This is a genomic window from Streptomyces sp. NPDC033178 (assembly GCF_055577685.1).
In genome coordinates this window covers 455,569-471,779 of the sequence record NZ_JBVIPT010000002.1, presented here as the reverse complement: position 1 = coordinate 471,779, position 16,211 = coordinate 455,569, and the positions used below count along the sequence as shown (strand labels likewise).

Genomic DNA, 16,211 nt, shown 5'->3' with positions numbered 1-16,211 from the left:
CCTGATGCCCCCCTGTGTCGGCGGGGCATGCCACCATCGTGCGGGCGGTTACTGGTGATACGAGATCAAGAAGAGACGATGAAACAGCAGGGTGTGCACCCCGAAGACGCGGAGGGCACCTCTGAGGTTTCGTCGCGCCCGGACACCGGCGACGACTCGGACGAGCGCGCTGCGAACGCGTCCGAGAAGGCCGATCTGACCAAGAAGACGGACCCCGACGGGCGAGCCGACGGGCAGGCGGACGCGCACAAGGAGAGGGGCGACGAGGCGGCGGACTGCGCCGACGACGCCCACAGCGAAGAGGTCGAGGGCGACGAACCGCTGCTCCCCGCGCGCGTGCACCGCCCTTCCGACCTGATGCGTCTCCTGGTGGGCGTGCTCGCGATCGCCTTGTTGATGGCGATCGCCGCGTTCGCGCACGGCACGACGTCGGGGCTGGCACAGGACATCAACAAGGGCACCGACGAGGCACCCGACCTGCTGATCAAGATCGCGGGGCTCGCGTCGAGCATCGCGATCCTGTTGGTGCCGGTCGCGTTCGCCATCGAGCGGCTGATCAAGCGCGACGGACTGCGCATCGCCGACGGTGTGCTGGCCGCGGTCCTCGCGCACGGTGTGACACTCGCCACCGACCTGTGGGTCGCCAAGGCGGCCCCGGACTCGATCCAGAAGGCACTCACACAGCCCTCCCCCGGCGACATCCACGCCCTCACCGACCCGGTGCACGGCTATCTCGCGCCGGTCATCGCGTACATGACGGCCGTCGGCATGTCGCGCCGGCCGCGCTGGCGCGCGGTGCTGTGGGTGGTGCTGATGCTCGACGCCTTCTCCATGCTCGTCACCGGCTACACGACCCCGTTCTCGATCATCCTGACCGTGCTGATCGGCTGGAGCGTGGCGTACGGGACGCTGTACGCGGTCGGCTCGCCGAACGTGCGGCCCACGGGGCGGACCCTGATGGCGGGCCTGCGGCACGTCGGCTTCCACCCGGTGAGCGCGGCCAGGGACGAGACTCCGGAGGCCCTGGACGGCGATCGTGGCCGCCGGTACTTCGTGACGCTCCAGGACGGTCCACCGCTGGACGTCACGGTCGTCGACCGCGAACAGCAGGCGCAGGGCTTCTTCTACCGCGTGTGGCGCCGTCTGACACTGCGCGGCATCACCACGCGCCGAAGCCTCCAGTCGCTGCGCCAGGCCCTGGAGCAGGAGGCCCTCCTCGCGTACGCGGCCATCGCGGCCGGAGCCAACGCGCCCAAACTGATCGCGACGTCCGAGCTCGGCCCCGACGCCGTGATGCTGGTCTACGAGCACACCGGTGGGCGCACGCTCGACTCGCTGCCGGACGAGGACATCACCGACGACCTGCTCCGGGACACGTGGCATCAGGTGCAGGCACTGCAGTCCCGGCGCATCGCGCACCGCAGGCTCGCCGGCGACGCGATCCTGGTGGATCGTTCCGGCACGGTGATCCTCACGGATCTGCGCAACGGCGAGATCGCGGCCGGTGAGCTGCTGCTGCGCATGGACGTCGCCCAGCTGGTGACCACGCTCGGCCTGCGGATCGGCGCGGAGCGCGCAGTGGCGTCGGCCGTCGGCGTCCTCGGCCCGGACGCGGTCGCGGACTGTCTGCCCATGCTGCAGCCCATCGCGCTCACCCGCTCCCACCGCGCGACGCTGCGGAAGCTGGCCCGGGAGCGGTCGGAGCGCGAGCGCGAGGCCGTCCTGGAAGCCTCCCGGCAGGCCAAGCTGGCCCGCGCCGAGGAGCACGAGCACACTCCCGAGGCGACCAGGCCCGTCCTGGAGAAGCCCGACAAGAAGGCCGTACGCGCCGAACAGCGGGCGGAGAAGCGCGCCATCGACGACGCCCTGGAGGAGGCGCGCGAGGAGGATCTGCTCACCCAGATCCGTCACCAGGTGCTCCTGATCAGGCCACAGGCACCGGTCGAACCGGCCCGCCTGGAACGCATCCGGCCGCGCACGCTGATCAGTTTCATCGCGGGAGCGTTCGGCGCGTACTTCCTGCTGACGCAGCTCACGCACATCGAGTTCGGCACGCTCTTCGACAACGCCGAGTGGGGCTGGGTCGCCGCCGCCGTGCTCTTCTCGATGCTGAGCTACTTCGCGGCGGCCATGAGCCTGCTGGGCTTCGTGCCCGAGCGGGTGCCGTTCATGCGGACCGTGGCCGCGCAGGTCGCCGGTTCCTTCGTGAAGATCGTGGCGCCCGCGGCGGTGGGCGGTGTCGCCCTCAACACGCGGTTCCTCCAGCGCGCGGGGGTACGGCCGGGGCTCGCGGTGGCGAGTGTCGGCGCGTCGCAGCTGTTCGGGCTCGGCTGCCACATCCTGATGCTGCTCTCCTTCGGCTATCTGACCGGTACCGAGAAGACCCCCTCCTTGTCGCCGTCCAGGACCGTCATCGCAGGTCTGCTGACCGTCGCCGTCCTCGTCCTCGTGGTGACGTCGGTGCCGTTCCTGCGAAAATTCGTCGTCACGCGCGTGAGGTCGCTTTTCGCGGGTGTCGTGCCGCGCATGCTGGATGTGCTGCAGCGGCCGCAGAAGCTCCTCACCGGCATCGGCGGCATGCTTCTCCTGACGGCCTGCTTCGTGATGTGCCTCGACGCGTCGGTCCGGGCGTTCGGGACCGAGGGCATGCCCTCACTGAGCATCGCCAGTGTCGCCGTGGTCTTCCTCGCCGGAAACGCGCTCGGCTCCGCCGCGCCGACCCCGGGTGGCGTGGGCGCGGTCGAGGCGACCCTGACGGTCGGTCTGATCGCCGTCGGGCTCCCCAGCGAGGTCGCGGCGCCCGCCGTCCTCCTGTACCGACTGCTCACGCTGTGGCTGCCCGTGCTGCCGGGGTGGCTCTTCTTCAACCACCTCACCCGCAAGGGCGCGCTCTGACCCCTGGGCCTGCCCCCCCTGAGCGGCCCCTGGGACACGAGAGCGCGCTCCACAGACGGGCGTCGGGGCTCTCACCCGCACGGCCCGTGCCCCGAGCGCCCCGCCCTGGGCGACCTCAGGATGGGGAGCATGCCGAACCCTTCCCCGCTCCGGGCCGCCGCCCTGACCGCCACCGCCGTTCTGCTGTCGGCGGCCCTCGCCGGCTGCGGCGGCGACGGTGACTCCAAGGACGAGGATCTGTCGGCGCAGAAGCTGAGCTGGCAGGACTGTCCTGAGCCCTCCGAGGCCGAGGGCGGCGGAGATGCCCCGTCACCCCTGCCGGACGGTGACACGTGGAAGTGCGCGACCCTCAAGGCGCCCCTCGACTGGGACAAGCCCAAAGGGGACACGATCGGGCTCGCGCTGATCCGCGCGGAGGCGAGCGGCGCCAAGGACAAGCGCATCGGCTCACTGATCTTCAACTTCGGCGGCCCGGGCGGCTCGGGCGTGACCACGCTCCCCTCGTTCGGCCAGGACTACGAGCAACTGCGCACCCGCTACGACCTGGTCAGCTTCGACCCCCGGGGCGTCGGCCGCAGCGCGGGCGTGAAGTGCGAGAACAACGAACAGCTCGACGAGTACTTCCAGCAGGACGCCACCCCCGACGACACGGCCGAACAGAAGACCCTCCTGGACAGCACCAAGGAGTTCAACGCGGCCTGCGAGAAGAACTCCGGCAAAACCCTCCCGTACGTACGCACCACCGACGCGGCCCGCGACATGGACCTGATGCGGCAGGTCCTCGGCGACGACAAGCTGCACTACTTCGGCATCTCGTACGGCACGGAACTGGGCGGCGTGTACGCCCACTTGTTCCCCAAGAAGGTGGGGCGGGCCGTCTTCGACGCGGTCGTGGACCCGACACAGAACTCGGAACAGGGGTCGCTCGGGCAGGCCAAGGGCTTCCAGCTCGCACTCGACAACTTCGCCGAGGACTGCACGTCGAAGACGGAGGACTGCCCGCTCGGCGACAGCGCCCAGGACGTCAAGGACCGGATCGCCGAACTGCTCACGGACCTCGACAGCAGGCCCATCCCGGGCGTCTTCCCCCGGCAGCTGACCCAGACCGCCGCCATCAGCGGTATCGCGCAGTCCCTGTACTCGCAGGACTTCTGGGAGTACCTGACCGAGGGACTCCAGCAGGCGTACGACGGTGACGGCAGGGTGCTGATGCTGCTGGCCGACTCGATGAACGGGCGAAACCAGGACGGCGAGTACAGCAACCTCGCCGCCGCCAACGTCTCCATCAACTGCGCCGACGACAAGCCCCGCTACACCACCGCCGACGTGCAGACGAGGCTTCCGGAGTTCCGCAAGGCCTCGCCCCTGTTCGGCGACTATCTGGCGTGGGGCCTGGTCGGCTGCACCGACTGGGCCGTGGCGGGCGCCGCCGACCACCCTGACGTGAGCGCGCCGGGCTCGGCGCCGATCCTCGTGGTCGGCAACACCGGCGACCCGGCGACGCCGTACGAGGGCGCCCGCAAGATGGTGGACTCGCTGGGCGAGGGCGTCGGGGTGGAGCTGACGTACAAGGGCCAGGGGCATGGGTCGTACGACAGCGGAAACAAGTGCGTGCGCGATGCCGTGAACGGCTACCTGCTGAACGGCAAGGTCCCGCCGACCGGCCAGGTCTGCTCGTGAAATAGCAGGTCAGACGGTTATCCACAGGGCTTCACGGCGCTCGCGGCCATCTGCCTACTATTGCCTGACTGTCATCCGCGACATCCGGCGGACGACGCCCGCGAGGGGGGAAGTGTTCATGGCGCGTATCGCACGGTGGACGGCTGTGGCCGCCGCCGCGTTGCTGGTGGCCGGCTGCAGCGGCTCGTCCGGGAGCGACGGGGACGGGAGCAGGGACGACGGAAGGCCGCCTGCCGCGGCGCCCTCCGACACCACTGGGCTGCCCGCTTCCCTCACTTCGCAGAAGCTCGACTGGGACGGCTGCAAGGCCACGGAGACCGGCCCCGCGCCGGGCGGCGACTGGCGGTGCGCGACGCTCAAGGTGCCACTGGACTGGTCGAAGCCGACTGGCGAGACCATCGGCATAGCGCTGATCCGCAGCGAGTCGAGCGGCTCCTCGGACGAGCGCATCGGCTCGCTGCTGTTCAACTTCGGCGGCCCGGGCGGCTCGGGCGTCGACTATCTGCCGCCGTACGGGCCCACGTTCGCCGAGCTCCACAAGCGGTACGACCTGGTGAGCTGGGACCCGCGCGGCGTCGCGGCCAGCGAGGGCGTGCGCTGCCGCGACAACAAGGAGATCCAGACGGCCGAGTCGGTCGACACCACGCCGGACACCTCCGCCGAGGAGACCACGTTCCTCAAGGACGCGGCCGACTTCGGCAAGGGCTGCCAGGAGTCGGCGGGCAAGCTCATGGAGCACGTCTCGACCACCGACACGGCCCGGGACATGGACCTGATGCGCCATGTCCTCGGCGACCAGAAGATGCACTACTTCGGCATCTCGTACGGCACGGAACTGGGCGGCGTGTACGCCCACTTGTTCCCCAGGAACGTGGGGCGTCTGCTCCTCGACGCGGTCGTCGACCCGAGCGCCGGCACGGTGGGCCACGCCAAGAACCAGGCCAAGGGTTTCCAGCGCGCCCTGGAGGACTACCTCAAGTCGACGGGCCAGGACCCGCAGGAGGGCTCCCAGAAGATCGTGGACCTGCTGAAGCGGATCGACTCCGAACCGCTGTCGACGGCGAGTGGCCGCGACCTCACCCAGCAGCTGGCCCTCACGGGCGTCATCTACCCGCTCTACAGCAAGTCGTCCTGGCCCGCGCTCACCAGCGCGCTCGAAGCGGCCGAGGACGGCGACGGTACGGAACTGCTCGCGCAGGCCGACGGCTACAACGACCGTGACGCATCGGGCCGCTACGGCACGACGACGCATTCACAACGGGTCATATCGTGCTTGGACGACAAGGAGCGGCCGACGCCCGAGGAGGCGAAGGCGCTGCTCCCCGAGTTCCGGAAGATCTCGCCCGTCTTCGGCGATTCGATGGGCTGGGACACGGCGGGCTGGTGCCACGACTGGCCGGTGGCCGGCCAGCACGAGACGGCGGAGGTGAGCGCGCCCGGCGCGGAGCCCGTCCTGGTGGTGGGCAACACCGGCGACCCGGCGACGCCGTACGAGGGCGCCCGCAAGATGGCCGACGAGCTGGGCAAGGGCGTCGGTGTGCAGCTCACCTGGAAGGGCGAGGGACACGGGGCGTACGGCAGCGGGAGCGACTGTGTCGACAGCACGGTGAACGACTACCTGCTGGACGGGAAGGTGCCTCAGGACGGCAAGGTCTGCGAGTAGCGGCCCGGGCGGTCCCGACGGGAGCGATCCCGACCGGGGCAGCGAAAAGGGGCCCGGCACACCTGGTGCCGAGCCCCTCCTCCGAAGAAGGCGTACGCCTAGTACACCGGCTTCTCCGGCTCGATCTGGTTGACCCAGCCGATCACGCCGCCGCCCACGTGCACGGCGTCCGCGAAACCGGCCGACTTGAGGACCGCGAGGACCTCCGCGCTGCGGACACCCGTCTTGCAGTGCAGGACGATCTTCTTGTCCTGCGGAAGGGTCTCCAGAGCGGTGCCCATGAGGAACTCGTTCTTCGGGATCAGCTTGGCACCGGGGATCGAGACGATCTCGTACTCGTTGATCTCGCGGACGTCGATGATCTCGATGTTCTCGCCGTCGTCGATCCACTCCTTGAGCTGCTTGGGAGTGATCGTCGAGCCAGCGGCCGCCTCCTGGGCCTCCTCGGACACGACGCCGCAGAAGGCCTCGTAGTCGATGAGCTCGGTGACGGTGGGGTTCTCGCCGCACACCGCGCAGTTCGGGTCCTTGCGGACCTTGACCTGGCGGTACTGCATCTCCAGGGCGTCGTAGATCATCAGGCGGCCGAGGAGCGGCTCGCCGATGCCCGCGAGGAGCTTGATGGCCTCGTTGACCTGGATGGAACCGATGGACGCGCACAGCACACCCAGCACGCCGCCCTCGGCGCAGGAGGGAACCATGCCCGGCGGCGGGGGCTCCGGGTAGAGGCAGCGGTAGCAGGGGCCGTGCTCGGACCAGAAGACCGAGGCCTGGCCGTCGAAGCGGTAGATGGAGCCCCAGACGTACGGCTTGTTGAGCAGCACGCACGCGTCGTTGACCAGGTAGCGGGTCGCGAAGTTGTCCGTGCCGTCGACGATCAGGTCGTACTGGCTGAAGATGTCCATCACGTTCTCGGCTTCGAGCCGCTCTTCGTGAAGGACCACGTTCACGTAGGGGTTGATGCCCAGCACGCTGTCCCGGGCCGACTCGGCCTTGGAGCGGCCGATGTCCGCCTGGCTGTGGATGATCTGGCGCTGCAGGTTCGACTCGTCGACCTCGTCGAACTCCACGATGCCGAGCGTGCCCACGCCGGCGGCGGCCAGGTACATCAGCGCCGGCGAGCCCAGGCCGCCGGCGCCCACACAGAGCACCTTGGCGTTCTTCAGCCGCTTCTGCCCGTCCATGCCCACGTCGGGGATGATCAGGTGGCGGGAGTACCTGCGGACCTCGTCTACGGTGAGCTCAGCAGCTGGCTCGACCAGGGGTGGCAGCGACACGGGGACTCCGTTGGTCGGTCAATCACTACAGTTGTTCTCCCCGTAACACTGCCACGCCCTTCTTCATTCCGAGACACCCGTTCCGATCCGCGAGACGATTTCGTCCCAGTAGCCGGGCATGCTCTCCCAGGGGTCGGCCGAACCCCCGCGATCCGTGCGGTCGGTGAAGTAGATCGTCGAGGCGCCCTGCCAGCGGGCGATGCGCAGTGCCTCGTCGAGATGGCCGCGGGGCACGCTGTGCACGAAGTGGCAGAAGCGCTCAGGCGGGTACTCGGCGGTCCACTCGGCCACCTGCGACCAGCGGTAATCGCTCCAGGGCCCGGTGAAGGTCACCAACTGGTCGGCGGCCTCGGCATATCCGGGATACGGGTGGGTGCCGTGACCGAGGACGATGTGGCCCTGGTGCCCCTCGCCGAAGAGCGCCCGCAGGGTGGTGGCCGTGCGACGGATCTCGGGCAGCGCTGTCCGCTCCGTGGGACAGCGGTCCAGGAGGAAGCCGTCGACCTGGTACCAGTCGCGATAGCGGTTCGCGTCGGAGACGAGCTCACCGAAGGCTCGTGCGCCGTACGTCACATCCAGGTGGCCCAGGACGCGGACGCCCGCGTTGCGCAGGCGTCCGGCCGCCTCCAGACAGCGGGGGTCGGGGCGGGTGCCGGGGCCGTCGGCGACGTTCAGGACGACCCAGTGCAAGGGGGTTCCGGGGCGGGTGAGTTCGCCCCATTCGACCGGGGCGACAAGGGGGTGCGCATAGCCGGGGATACCGAAGCCGGCCCGTAAGTCGGTGCTCGCGGTGCCCGTTGCGGTGCTGGTCAGATGCGGCATGCCGCCTCCATCCAGATGTCGGCGAGGGATTCCTCGAGGTTGATCCGGGGGCGCCAGCCGAGCCGGTCGCGTGCGGTGCGCACGTCGGCCTGCTGCCAGCTGCCACAGCCGTCCGGGTAGGGGTAGGCGGCCGGGGCCGTGTGCTCCGTCTCGGAGCGGGGGTGGCCGATGGATGGCCTGACCGGGACGGGCGGTCCGTCGAGTTCGTGCAGGGCACCGCCGTAGCCGGCGACGCGTGCGAGGACGGAGGCGGCGTCGCGGAGGCGTACGGCACGACCGGATCCGATGTTGATGACGCCCTGTGCGGCGGAGAGGGAGGCGGCATGGACGGCACGGGCGACGTCGCGTACGTCGATGAAGTCGCGTTGGACGCCGAGGCCACCGAGTTTGAGTTCGCCGTCGCCGGACTGCATGGCGCGGCGCATGGCCTCGGCGAGGCGGCCGAGGGGAGAGCCGGCCGGGGTGCCGGGTCCGGCGGGCGAGAACACCCGCAGGACGACGGCGTCGAGGCCGGACCCGAGGACCAGTTCGGTGGCGGCGAGCTTGCTGACGCCGTACGGGCCGCCGGGGCGGGGCACGGCGTCCTCGGCCGTGGAGGAGCCGGGCTGGCTGGGGCCGTACTCCGCGCCGCAGCCGATCTGTACGAGGCGCGCTCCGCAGCCGCTGCGGCGCAGGGCTTCGCAGACGGTGGCGACGGCGACGGTGTTGTGCCGGGTCAGCTCGCGGGCGCCGCCGCGGGTGGCTCCGGCGCAGTTGACGACGACGCCGGGGTGCACCGCGTCCAGGAAGCGGGTGAGCGCTCCCGGGCTGCCGCTGGCGAGGTCGAAGCGCACGTCCGCGTCGTCGCCCCGGCCGAGCGCGGTGAGCTGCACGGCGGGGTCGGCGAGGAGGCGGTCGGCGACGAACCGGCCCAGGTATCCGTTGGCTCCGATCAGCAGCACCCTCATCGGGCGGCTCCCGGGGCGGATTCTCCGATGCGGAGGGTGATCATCTGGCGTTCTCCTTCAGGGTGTTGCCGTGGGTCGTGCGGAAGGCCCGCGGTGTCGGCCCCGCGGGAAGGGCGCTCGGCACGGAGGCCGGGCGCCGGGGGCGGTTCACGGCGTCTCTCCGTGTGCCGCGTGGGCCGAGGCCCGGGTGAGGGTCCTGGTCGCATGGATCAGGAGGACGAGTGCCGCGCCCCCGCACACGAGGGCGGGGACGGATCCCGGCCCCCAGGCGGCGGCCGCGGTCTCGACGGGCCGGGCCAGCAGCGAGCAGCCGGGCAGGCGGCCGGCGAAGACGCTCACCAGTGCCAGCGCCTCGGCCGTGCCCGCGGCCGCGAGGATGACGGCGGGAGCGTGGGTGAAGCCGTGCACGGTGAGGAGCCGGGCGAGCAGCAGAAGCGCGCCGAGGGCACCGGCCGCGGCGTACGCGGGAGGCTCGCCCAGCCATGCCCCGCTGCCGACGAGCAGTCCGCCCAGGGCGCAGAGGAACAGTCCGAACACGCCCAGGAGCAGGGGCCTCACGGAGGAGGCGAACTCCTCCAGGCCCCGGCTGGTGGCGAGTCGGCGCCGGGCTCGTACGGCGAAGAGGTGGGCGCACCAGGTCGCCGGGACGACGGCGAGGGTGAGGGCGAGGACGGACGCGAGAGCTATCGGCCAGGGGCTGTCGGAGCCGCCGGTGGGCGGTCCGTCGGGGCCGCCCTCGATGCCCGCGGCGAGCAGGCCGTCGCCGAGAAGGGCGTAGGCGAGGAGCCCGCAGGTCCAGGCGCGCGTGGACGTGGTCGGGTGCCACGCGCGTGCGGCGCGCAGCGGGCCGCGGCGTACTGCCGCGCGCAGGCCCAGGGAGACGGCGAACACGCCCACGACGGCCACCGCGAGACGCGGCCGTCCCTCCGTGAGCCGGAGTCCGGTCACGGTCGCCGCGCACAGGGCGCCCGGCAGCAGGGTGAGCAGAGCCCAGTCGGCGCGCACCCGGAGGGTGTCCGGGGCCTCGGGCCGAGGGGCCGTGTCACCGGCGCGGGGCACGCGCGCGTACATCTCCTCGGCGAGCGAGAACACGTCCCGGTGCCGGAAGCGCGTGGCGGTCCGGTCGGTCACACCGTGTGCCTCCAGCCCCGCGGCGATCTCCAGCGGGTCCACCGCGCGCTCGCACAGCTCCCGGTGGCGGTGCATCAGGGCCTTCACGGGGTCGACGGCACCGCGCCGGGCGGAGGGTTTACGGTCCGCGGCAGCACCTCCCCCGGCGTAGGGGGGCGCCTCGCGGTCGGAGCCGGCCGGTTCGCTCCCGTAGGCGGAAGCCTCGCGGCCGGCGGAAGCGGCCTCGCCCGCGTGAGCCGACGGCTTCCGGCCGGAAGCCGGAGCCACGCCCGCACCCAAACCTCCACCGACACCGACACCGACACCGGCATCGACACCGGCACCGGCACCGGCACCGGAAGCGACATCCCACCCGAGCCGGGCATCCGCCACGCTCGACGCCTCGCGCCGGGCATCCGCCACCCTCGACTCCCCCAACTGCACGTCCACCACGCGGACTTCTCCAGGCTGGACGTCGACCACCCTCGTCTCGCCCACCTCGGCGTCCGGTGTCCCCGGCTCGTCGACGCCCATCAGCCGCGCCTCGGAGCTTGTGTCCCTTGCGTCCCACGCCCCGGGGCTTCCCGACGCCTGGGTGGCGTCCGCGCGCCCCGTCCGTCGCCGTCCGTTCACCACGCCCCCTCCCCTGCGGGCACGGGCTCGCCGGATGCGGCGCCCGAGGCGGACCCGAGCGGGACGCCCCGGACCGGCGGTCCCGCAGCCCATCCCGGACCGGGTCTGCCCGCGACCAGTCGGGTGCCGGAGTGGGCCCACCGCCCCGGCACATGGGCCTCGGCCGGTATGGCGAACGGCAGGGGCTCGCCCGAGGCGTCGACGACGACCCGCCGGACCGGACAGCGCGAGAGGATCTCCAGGTAAATGCCGTGAAATGCCGCGATGTTCTGCTCGACGGTGAACAGTTCGAGCGCACGCGCGCGTGCCGCCGCGCCGAGGCGCGCACGACGCTCCGGGTCGCGCAGCAGGGAGACGCACGCCTCGGCGAGCGCCCGCGGATTGCGCGGCGGCACCACGAGACCCGTACCGCCGATGACCTCCACGACCGCCCCGACATCGGTGGACACCGTGGCGCGTCCGCAGAACATCGCCTCGACGAGGCTGATCGGAAAGCCCTCGACGACGCTGGACAGGACGACGACGGCGCCCGCCTCGTACGCCTCCGGGAGGGTCGGTACCTCCGGTCCCCCGATCTCCTCGAAGGAGACGGGGTTGTCGCCGACGGTGTGCACGCCGTCCGCCTCGTCGGGGAAGAGCTGCGCGGCCAGGGCCTTGCAGTGCGCCAGATAGGTCGCGCCCTCCAGCCCCTCGGCCGGCGCGCCGACAATGCGCAACCGCGTCTTCGGCTCGTCCTTGCGGATCTCCGCGAAGGCGTGCAGCAGCGAGATCAGGTCCTTGGCGGGCTCGATGCGCCCGACCCACACCAGGGTGTCCGCGTCGGCGGCCTCGGCGCTCTCGCCCACGTCCGAGAAGCGGGACGCCTCCATGCCGGGATAGACCGTACGGATCCTGGCGCGGTCGGCGCCGCAGCGCTCCTGCCAGCGGCGGGCGTGCGTGTTGCCGGGCGTGATGATCTCGGCCTGCCGGTACGCCTCGGCGGCGAGCCGGCCGTGGAACGCGGCGAGCAGCGCCCGCGCCGAGGACGAGGCCGCGCGGCCCTCCAGATCCTCCCGCGCACCCAGATAGTGCGCCCGCAGCTGCACGCCGTACTCGGTGACGAGCAGGGGCACGCCCGTGAAGTGCCGCGCCAGCAGCCCGGGCAGGGCCGCCGCGCCGCCGGACGTGGCGTGGCACAGGTCGACCGAGCCGAGCCCGTCGTCCTCGTACCAGTCGAGGGACAGCGGTCTCAGCGTGCGCTCCACCTGGGCGGCGACGGTGAGCAGATCCGGTACGCGTGCGCCACGTGCGGCACGAAGTGCGCCGGGCGCGCGGCAGGCGCGCTCCAAGGCGCGCACAGCGGTCTCGGAGCGCAGGGCGCCGACCAGTCCGCCCTCGTCCCGGGCGAGTTCCGCCAGCCCGTACAGCGCGCTGCCGAAACGGTCCGCCACACCCGCGGAAGCGCCTACAGAAGCGCCCGCGGAAGCACCCTCGGCCGCTCCGGCGGATCCGGCTGCCCCCTCGAACGCGGCGGATCCCACAGGCGCGTCCCCGGCGCACACGGCCGCCGCCAACTCCTCGTAACACTCGGCGAAGCGCCGCCGCGCCCGTCGCCCGTATCCGACGCCGTCGTCCTCGGCGGTCCACAGGGGTGCGGTGCGTACGCGGCTGACCTGGGGCGGGAGCTCGATCCAGCCCTCGTCCTCCTGTTGCTCACTGCGGCTGAGCGCGTAGATGTCGAACTCGTGCTGCCCGAGCCCGCGCACGAGCCGGTCGCACCAGAGCCTGGCATCACCGCTCACATACGGATAGCCACCCTCCGTAAGCAGTCCGATGCGCACGAGCGCACCCCCGATCTCCCGTATGGGGAGCCGCCGTTGACCCGGCGGCTCGCAGCGGGACGAACGTATGCGGACATGCCGGTGGTGCGATGGACGGTTGTCCATCGCACCACCAAAAGGGGTGAACGGTCGTAACTTTCCCGTGCGGGTCGCGTTCTGTCGCGCTAAGAGATCAACCGAACACGTTTCGTCATGTCACGGCCCGCCGGATTCCAGCGAAAGGCCGTCGGTTCCCAGGGAAAGTCGTCAGTTCCCGGGGAACGCCCAGGGGTTGGGCCGGCAGCGGATTCCGTCGTGGTCGAGGAACTTGGTCTGCTGCTGCATGACGGGGGCGAGCGCGCCGTCCACACTGCAGCTCACATGTCCGAAGCCGAGCCGATGACCGATCTCGTGGTTGATCAGCATCTGGCGGTACGCGTACATCTTGTCGCCGTACGTCTCGGAACCCTGGGCCCAGCGGTACGCGTTGATCATCACGCGTTCGGTGGAGGCCGAGTCACAGGAGACGTTGTCCTCGGTCGTGTCGAGGCCCGACTTGGCACACCAGAACGCCGTCGTCCCAGGACTTGCCAGGGTGATGACGAAGTCGGACTTCCCGGAGGAGACCCGCTCGAAGGTACGGCCGCCGTCGTGGGCCCAACTCCGGTCGTCGTTCAGGGTTTTCTGCACGGCCTCCGCGAAGAGCGCACCGTCGAGGCCGAGGCCCTTCTCGACGTCGACGCGGTAGGTGTACTTGCGCCCGGTCCCCGGCGCCTTGTCGAACCCGGAGATCGCGTCGAACTCCCCGGAGCCCTTGAGATCGGCCGCCAGGGGATACTTCTTCGCCATCTGCTGCGAGTACGACAGCGTGACCGCACCCGCGCCCGCGTCCCCATCCGCCGATGACGACGGGACCGGCCGGCTGTCGGTGCGCGACGCCGAGTCCTTGGCCTCCCGGTCGGCGCCACTCGCGGACTGCGGGCGTACGGAGTCATCCTCACGTCCGCTGATGACCTGTCCGGCCACGACGACGGCCAGGACGGTGGTGACTGCGGCGGCCGCGATGCCGGTGAAGGCCCGGCCCTTGCCTCCCCGGGCCTTCTCGGGCCGCGCATACGGGGGTTCCTGATCTCCCGGGGGCAGCTTGTGCCCGCCCGGAGCCACCTTGTGCTCGACCTCGTCGTCCCAGACGGTGACGGAGGCGTAAGGGTCCGAGCGAAGCGTCGCCGCGGCGGCCGAACGCGGCGCGAAGGGGTCGTCGCCCTGGTCGAAGGCGTCCACGTCGGCCTGCCTGGGGCCGCCGGCTCCCGACCGGGGCGGCGCGAACCGCTGCCGGGGAACCGTCGGGCCGGACCGGCCCTGCGGCAGGCCCTGACCTTGCCCGGGTCCGGGGCGTACCGCCCCGGGAGGCCCCTGCGGGGATCCCTGCGGCGCTCCGTACCCGACGCCCGCCCGCGGCCCGCCCCTCAACTCGCCCCACGCACCGCCGTTTTCGCGCTGCTCGGGATGCCCACCACGGGCCCGCGGTACACCGTGAGCGGGAGTGCCGTCGGGATAACGCGGCGTGCCATGGACCGGAGTCCCGTCGGGCAGCCGGGGAAAACCGTGCGCCGGTGTCCCGTCGGGCAACCGCGGAAAGCCGTGGGCAGGGGTGCCGTCCTGCGGCCGCGGAAAGCCGTGGGCAGGCGTGCCGCCCTGCGGCCGCGGAAAGCCGTGGGCGGGAGCGCCATCCTGGAAACGCGGAAACCCATGAGCGGGTGTTCCGTCCTGCATCCGCGGAAAGCCGTGCGCCGGAGTCCCGTCGGGGAGGCGCGGAAACCCGTACGCGGGCGTGCCGTCGGGAAGCCGCCCGGTGGGCGCTCCCCCACCGGCCGCTGCTCCCGCCGACGGGCCACCGGGGAACCGCGGAGGTCCCCCCGTCTGCGCGCCACCAGCGAATCCCGAGGCCCCGCCCGGGGCCCTGCCCGATCCCCTGCCCGGGGCTCCACCCGGAGGCATCCCGCCCCCTGACCGCGGAACTCCCTGCCCCGGTACGCCCTCAGGCCCGCGGGGTGCCCAGCCCTCGGGCAGCCGGGGCACGCCCTGGGTCGGCGTCCCGCCCGTCGGCGGCTGAGAAGGCTGCTGTCCGGCGGACCCCCGTCGGCGCCCGGTCCGATTCTTCTTCTCCGGCTCCGGTTCCGACCGGGCAGCTGGAACCACGTGTATGTCGGCGGTGTCGCCCTTGGGGGCCGGCCCGCGGCGGCTGTGACGTCCCACGTCCCGCCTCAGCTCCTCGCGCTGGTAGGGCCGGTATCGGCCAACTCGCCGGTGTCCGCGAGGAGTTCGCGGAAGGCCGTGGCCACGGTCTCCGGGTACTCCATCATCGCCACATGTCCCGCGTCAGGCAACGTCAGCAACCGCGAGTCGCGAAAGGCGCATGCCGCCCGCTGGGCCATACGGTACGAGACGAGCTGGTCGCGGCCTCCGTAGACGAGGAGCGTCGGCGCGAGCACCCGCTCGGCCTGGCGCCACAGTCCGTGCTGGCCACCCAGTGTGTACGCGTTCACGATGCCGCGTGCCGAGCGTGCCATGGCGTCCCAGAAGTAGGGGAGGGCGAGCCGCCGCTCCATCTCCTCGACCGCGTTGCGAAATCCCTCGGGCGTGACCATGCCGGGGTCGCCGTAACAGAGCGCCGTGACTCCCCGTACGCGCTGTTCGGCCGACCAGTCCTTGGTGAACCTGGTGAACAGACCCGCAACGCCGGGCAGGGCCAGCAGCGCCGTCGGCACCGCCGAGCGCTGCACCCGGATCTCCGGGAGCGCCGGGGAGACGAGGGTGAGCGTGCGGACGAGATCGGGCCGTACGGCCGCGACGCGCGTGGTGACCGCGCCGCCCAGCGAGTTCCCGAAGAGGTGCACGGGACCGCGCTCGGCCGCGTCGAGGAAGCGAATGACCGCGCGCGCGTGCCCGGTCACCGAGTAGTCGCCGTCGTCCGGCGGCGGCGAGTCGCCGAAGCCCGGCAGATCGACGGCCTCGCTTTCCACGAGGCCGTCCAGGAGGGGCATCAGCGCCGACCAGTTCTGCGAGGAACCGCCGAGACCGTGCACGTACAGCGCGGGCGGCAGACCCTCCCGCACCGGCGGTCTCGACCGGACCGTCAGCGTGATCCCGGGGAGCCCGACCGTGCGCAGCCGCTCCCCCGCGGCCACCCTGACGGTCCCGACCTTCGGAGCGACGGAAGTGGCCAGCACGGACGGCAGTTCGGTCGAAGACATGCGGCAATGTTACGAGACGATCACGCACTGGATCGTGTGTTCGCAGTCACAGGGCCCGGTGTCGCACGACGGGCGGGCGGGCGGACGGCGGCGCGATCGCATAGCGTCCCGATCTCGACTCTCATACGCTT

The 16,211-nt window shown here is 71.5% G+C and carries 10 protein-coding genes; 3 read left to right on the top strand and 7 right to left on the bottom strand.

Annotated features, from left to right (window positions below):
- Positions 1 to 78: 78 nt before the first annotated feature.
- From ACZ5VQ_RS05990 to ACZ5VQ_RS05980, 3 genes are all read left to right on the top strand, one after another.
- Complete coding sequence (locus ACZ5VQ_RS05990) at positions 79 to 2,895, top strand: lysylphosphatidylglycerol synthase transmembrane domain-containing protein (protein ID WP_469103864.1); 2,817 nt, start codon at positions 79 to 81, stop codon at positions 2,893 to 2,895.
- A gap of 129 nt (positions 2,896 to 3,024) precedes the next feature.
- Positions 3,025 to 4,575 (top strand): alpha/beta fold hydrolase, encoded by a 1,551-nt coding sequence (locus ACZ5VQ_RS05985; protein ID WP_469103863.1) that lies wholly within the window; start codon positions 3,025 to 3,027, stop codon positions 4,573 to 4,575.
- A gap of 118 nt (positions 4,576 to 4,693) precedes the next feature.
- Positions 4,694 to 6,238, top strand: a complete 1,545-nt coding sequence (locus ACZ5VQ_RS05980) for an alpha/beta hydrolase (protein ID WP_469103862.1) — start codon at positions 4,694 to 4,696, stop codon at positions 6,236 to 6,238.
- A gap of 98 nt (positions 6,239 to 6,336) precedes the next feature.
- Here the strand turns inward: ACZ5VQ_RS05980 and moeZ are convergent, their stop codons facing one another.
- The 7 genes from moeZ to ACZ5VQ_RS05945 form a co-directional block, all read right to left on the bottom strand.
- A complete protein-coding gene (gene moeZ, locus ACZ5VQ_RS05975) occupies positions 6,337 to 7,515 on the bottom strand; it encodes an adenylyltransferase/sulfurtransferase MoeZ (protein WP_307521613.1) in 1,179 nt (392 codons plus the stop codon).
- A gap of 63 nt (positions 7,516 to 7,578) precedes the next feature.
- Entirely contained in the window at positions 7,579 to 8,337 is a 759-nt protein-coding gene (locus ACZ5VQ_RS05970; RefSeq protein WP_469103861.1) for a spherulation-specific family 4 protein, read from the bottom strand.
- Complete coding sequence (locus ACZ5VQ_RS05965; RefSeq protein ID WP_266755243.1) at positions 8,325 to 9,284, bottom strand: NAD-dependent epimerase/dehydratase family protein; 960 nt, start codon at positions 9,282 to 9,284, stop codon at positions 8,325 to 8,327. The genes ACZ5VQ_RS05970 and ACZ5VQ_RS05965 overlap by 13 nt, the downstream gene beginning before the upstream one ends.
- A gap of 147 nt (positions 9,285 to 9,431) precedes the next feature.
- Entirely contained in the window at positions 9,432 to 10,817 is a 1,386-nt protein-coding gene (locus ACZ5VQ_RS05960) for a hypothetical protein (protein WP_469104074.1), read from the bottom strand.
- A gap of 206 nt (positions 10,818 to 11,023) precedes the next feature.
- Complete coding sequence (locus ACZ5VQ_RS05955; RefSeq protein WP_469103860.1) at positions 11,024 to 12,847, bottom strand: DUF3492 domain-containing protein; 1,824 nt, start codon at positions 12,845 to 12,847, stop codon at positions 11,024 to 11,026.
- 246 nt (positions 12,848 to 13,093) lie between these two features.
- Positions 13,094 to 14,599, bottom strand: coding sequence for a DUF3152 domain-containing protein (locus ACZ5VQ_RS05950; RefSeq protein ID WP_469103859.1), 1,506 nt, complete (start codon positions 14,597 to 14,599; stop codon positions 13,094 to 13,096).
- A gap of 491 nt (positions 14,600 to 15,090) precedes the next feature.
- The gene (locus ACZ5VQ_RS05945) at positions 15,091 to 16,080 is read right to left on the bottom strand and encodes an alpha/beta fold hydrolase (protein ID WP_469103858.1); all 990 of its coding nucleotides are present in this window, start codon (positions 16,078 to 16,080) and stop codon (positions 15,091 to 15,093) included.
- Positions 16,081 to 16,211: the final 131 nt, after the last annotated feature.

Bases quoted from the DNA above. Each gene is read 5' to 3' on its own strand.
- ACZ5VQ_RS05980 (WP_469103862.1), top strand. From the start codon at position 4,694: ATGGCGCGTATCGCACGGTGGACGGCTGTGGCCGCCGCCGCGTTGCTG.
- ACZ5VQ_RS05970 (WP_469103861.1), bottom strand. From the start codon at position 8,337: ATGCCGCATCTGACCAGCACCGCAACGGGCACCGCGAGCACCGACTTA.
- ACZ5VQ_RS05965 (WP_266755243.1), bottom strand. From the start codon at position 9,284: ATGAGGGTGCTGCTGATCGGAGCCAACGGATACCTGGGCCGGTTCGTC.
- ACZ5VQ_RS05985 (WP_469103863.1), top strand. From the start codon at position 3,025: ATGCCGAACCCTTCCCCGCTCCGGGCCGCCGCCCTGACCGCCACCGCC.
- ACZ5VQ_RS05990 (WP_469103864.1), top strand. From the start codon at position 79: ATGAAACAGCAGGGTGTGCACCCCGAAGACGCGGAGGGCACCTCTGAG.
- ACZ5VQ_RS05950 (WP_469103859.1), bottom strand. From the start codon at position 14,599: ATGCAGGACGGAACACCCGCTCATGGGTTTCCGCGTTTCCAGGATGGC.
- ACZ5VQ_RS05945 (WP_469103858.1), bottom strand. From the start codon at position 16,080: ATGTCTTCGACCGAACTGCCGTCCGTGCTGGCCACTTCCGTCGCTCCG.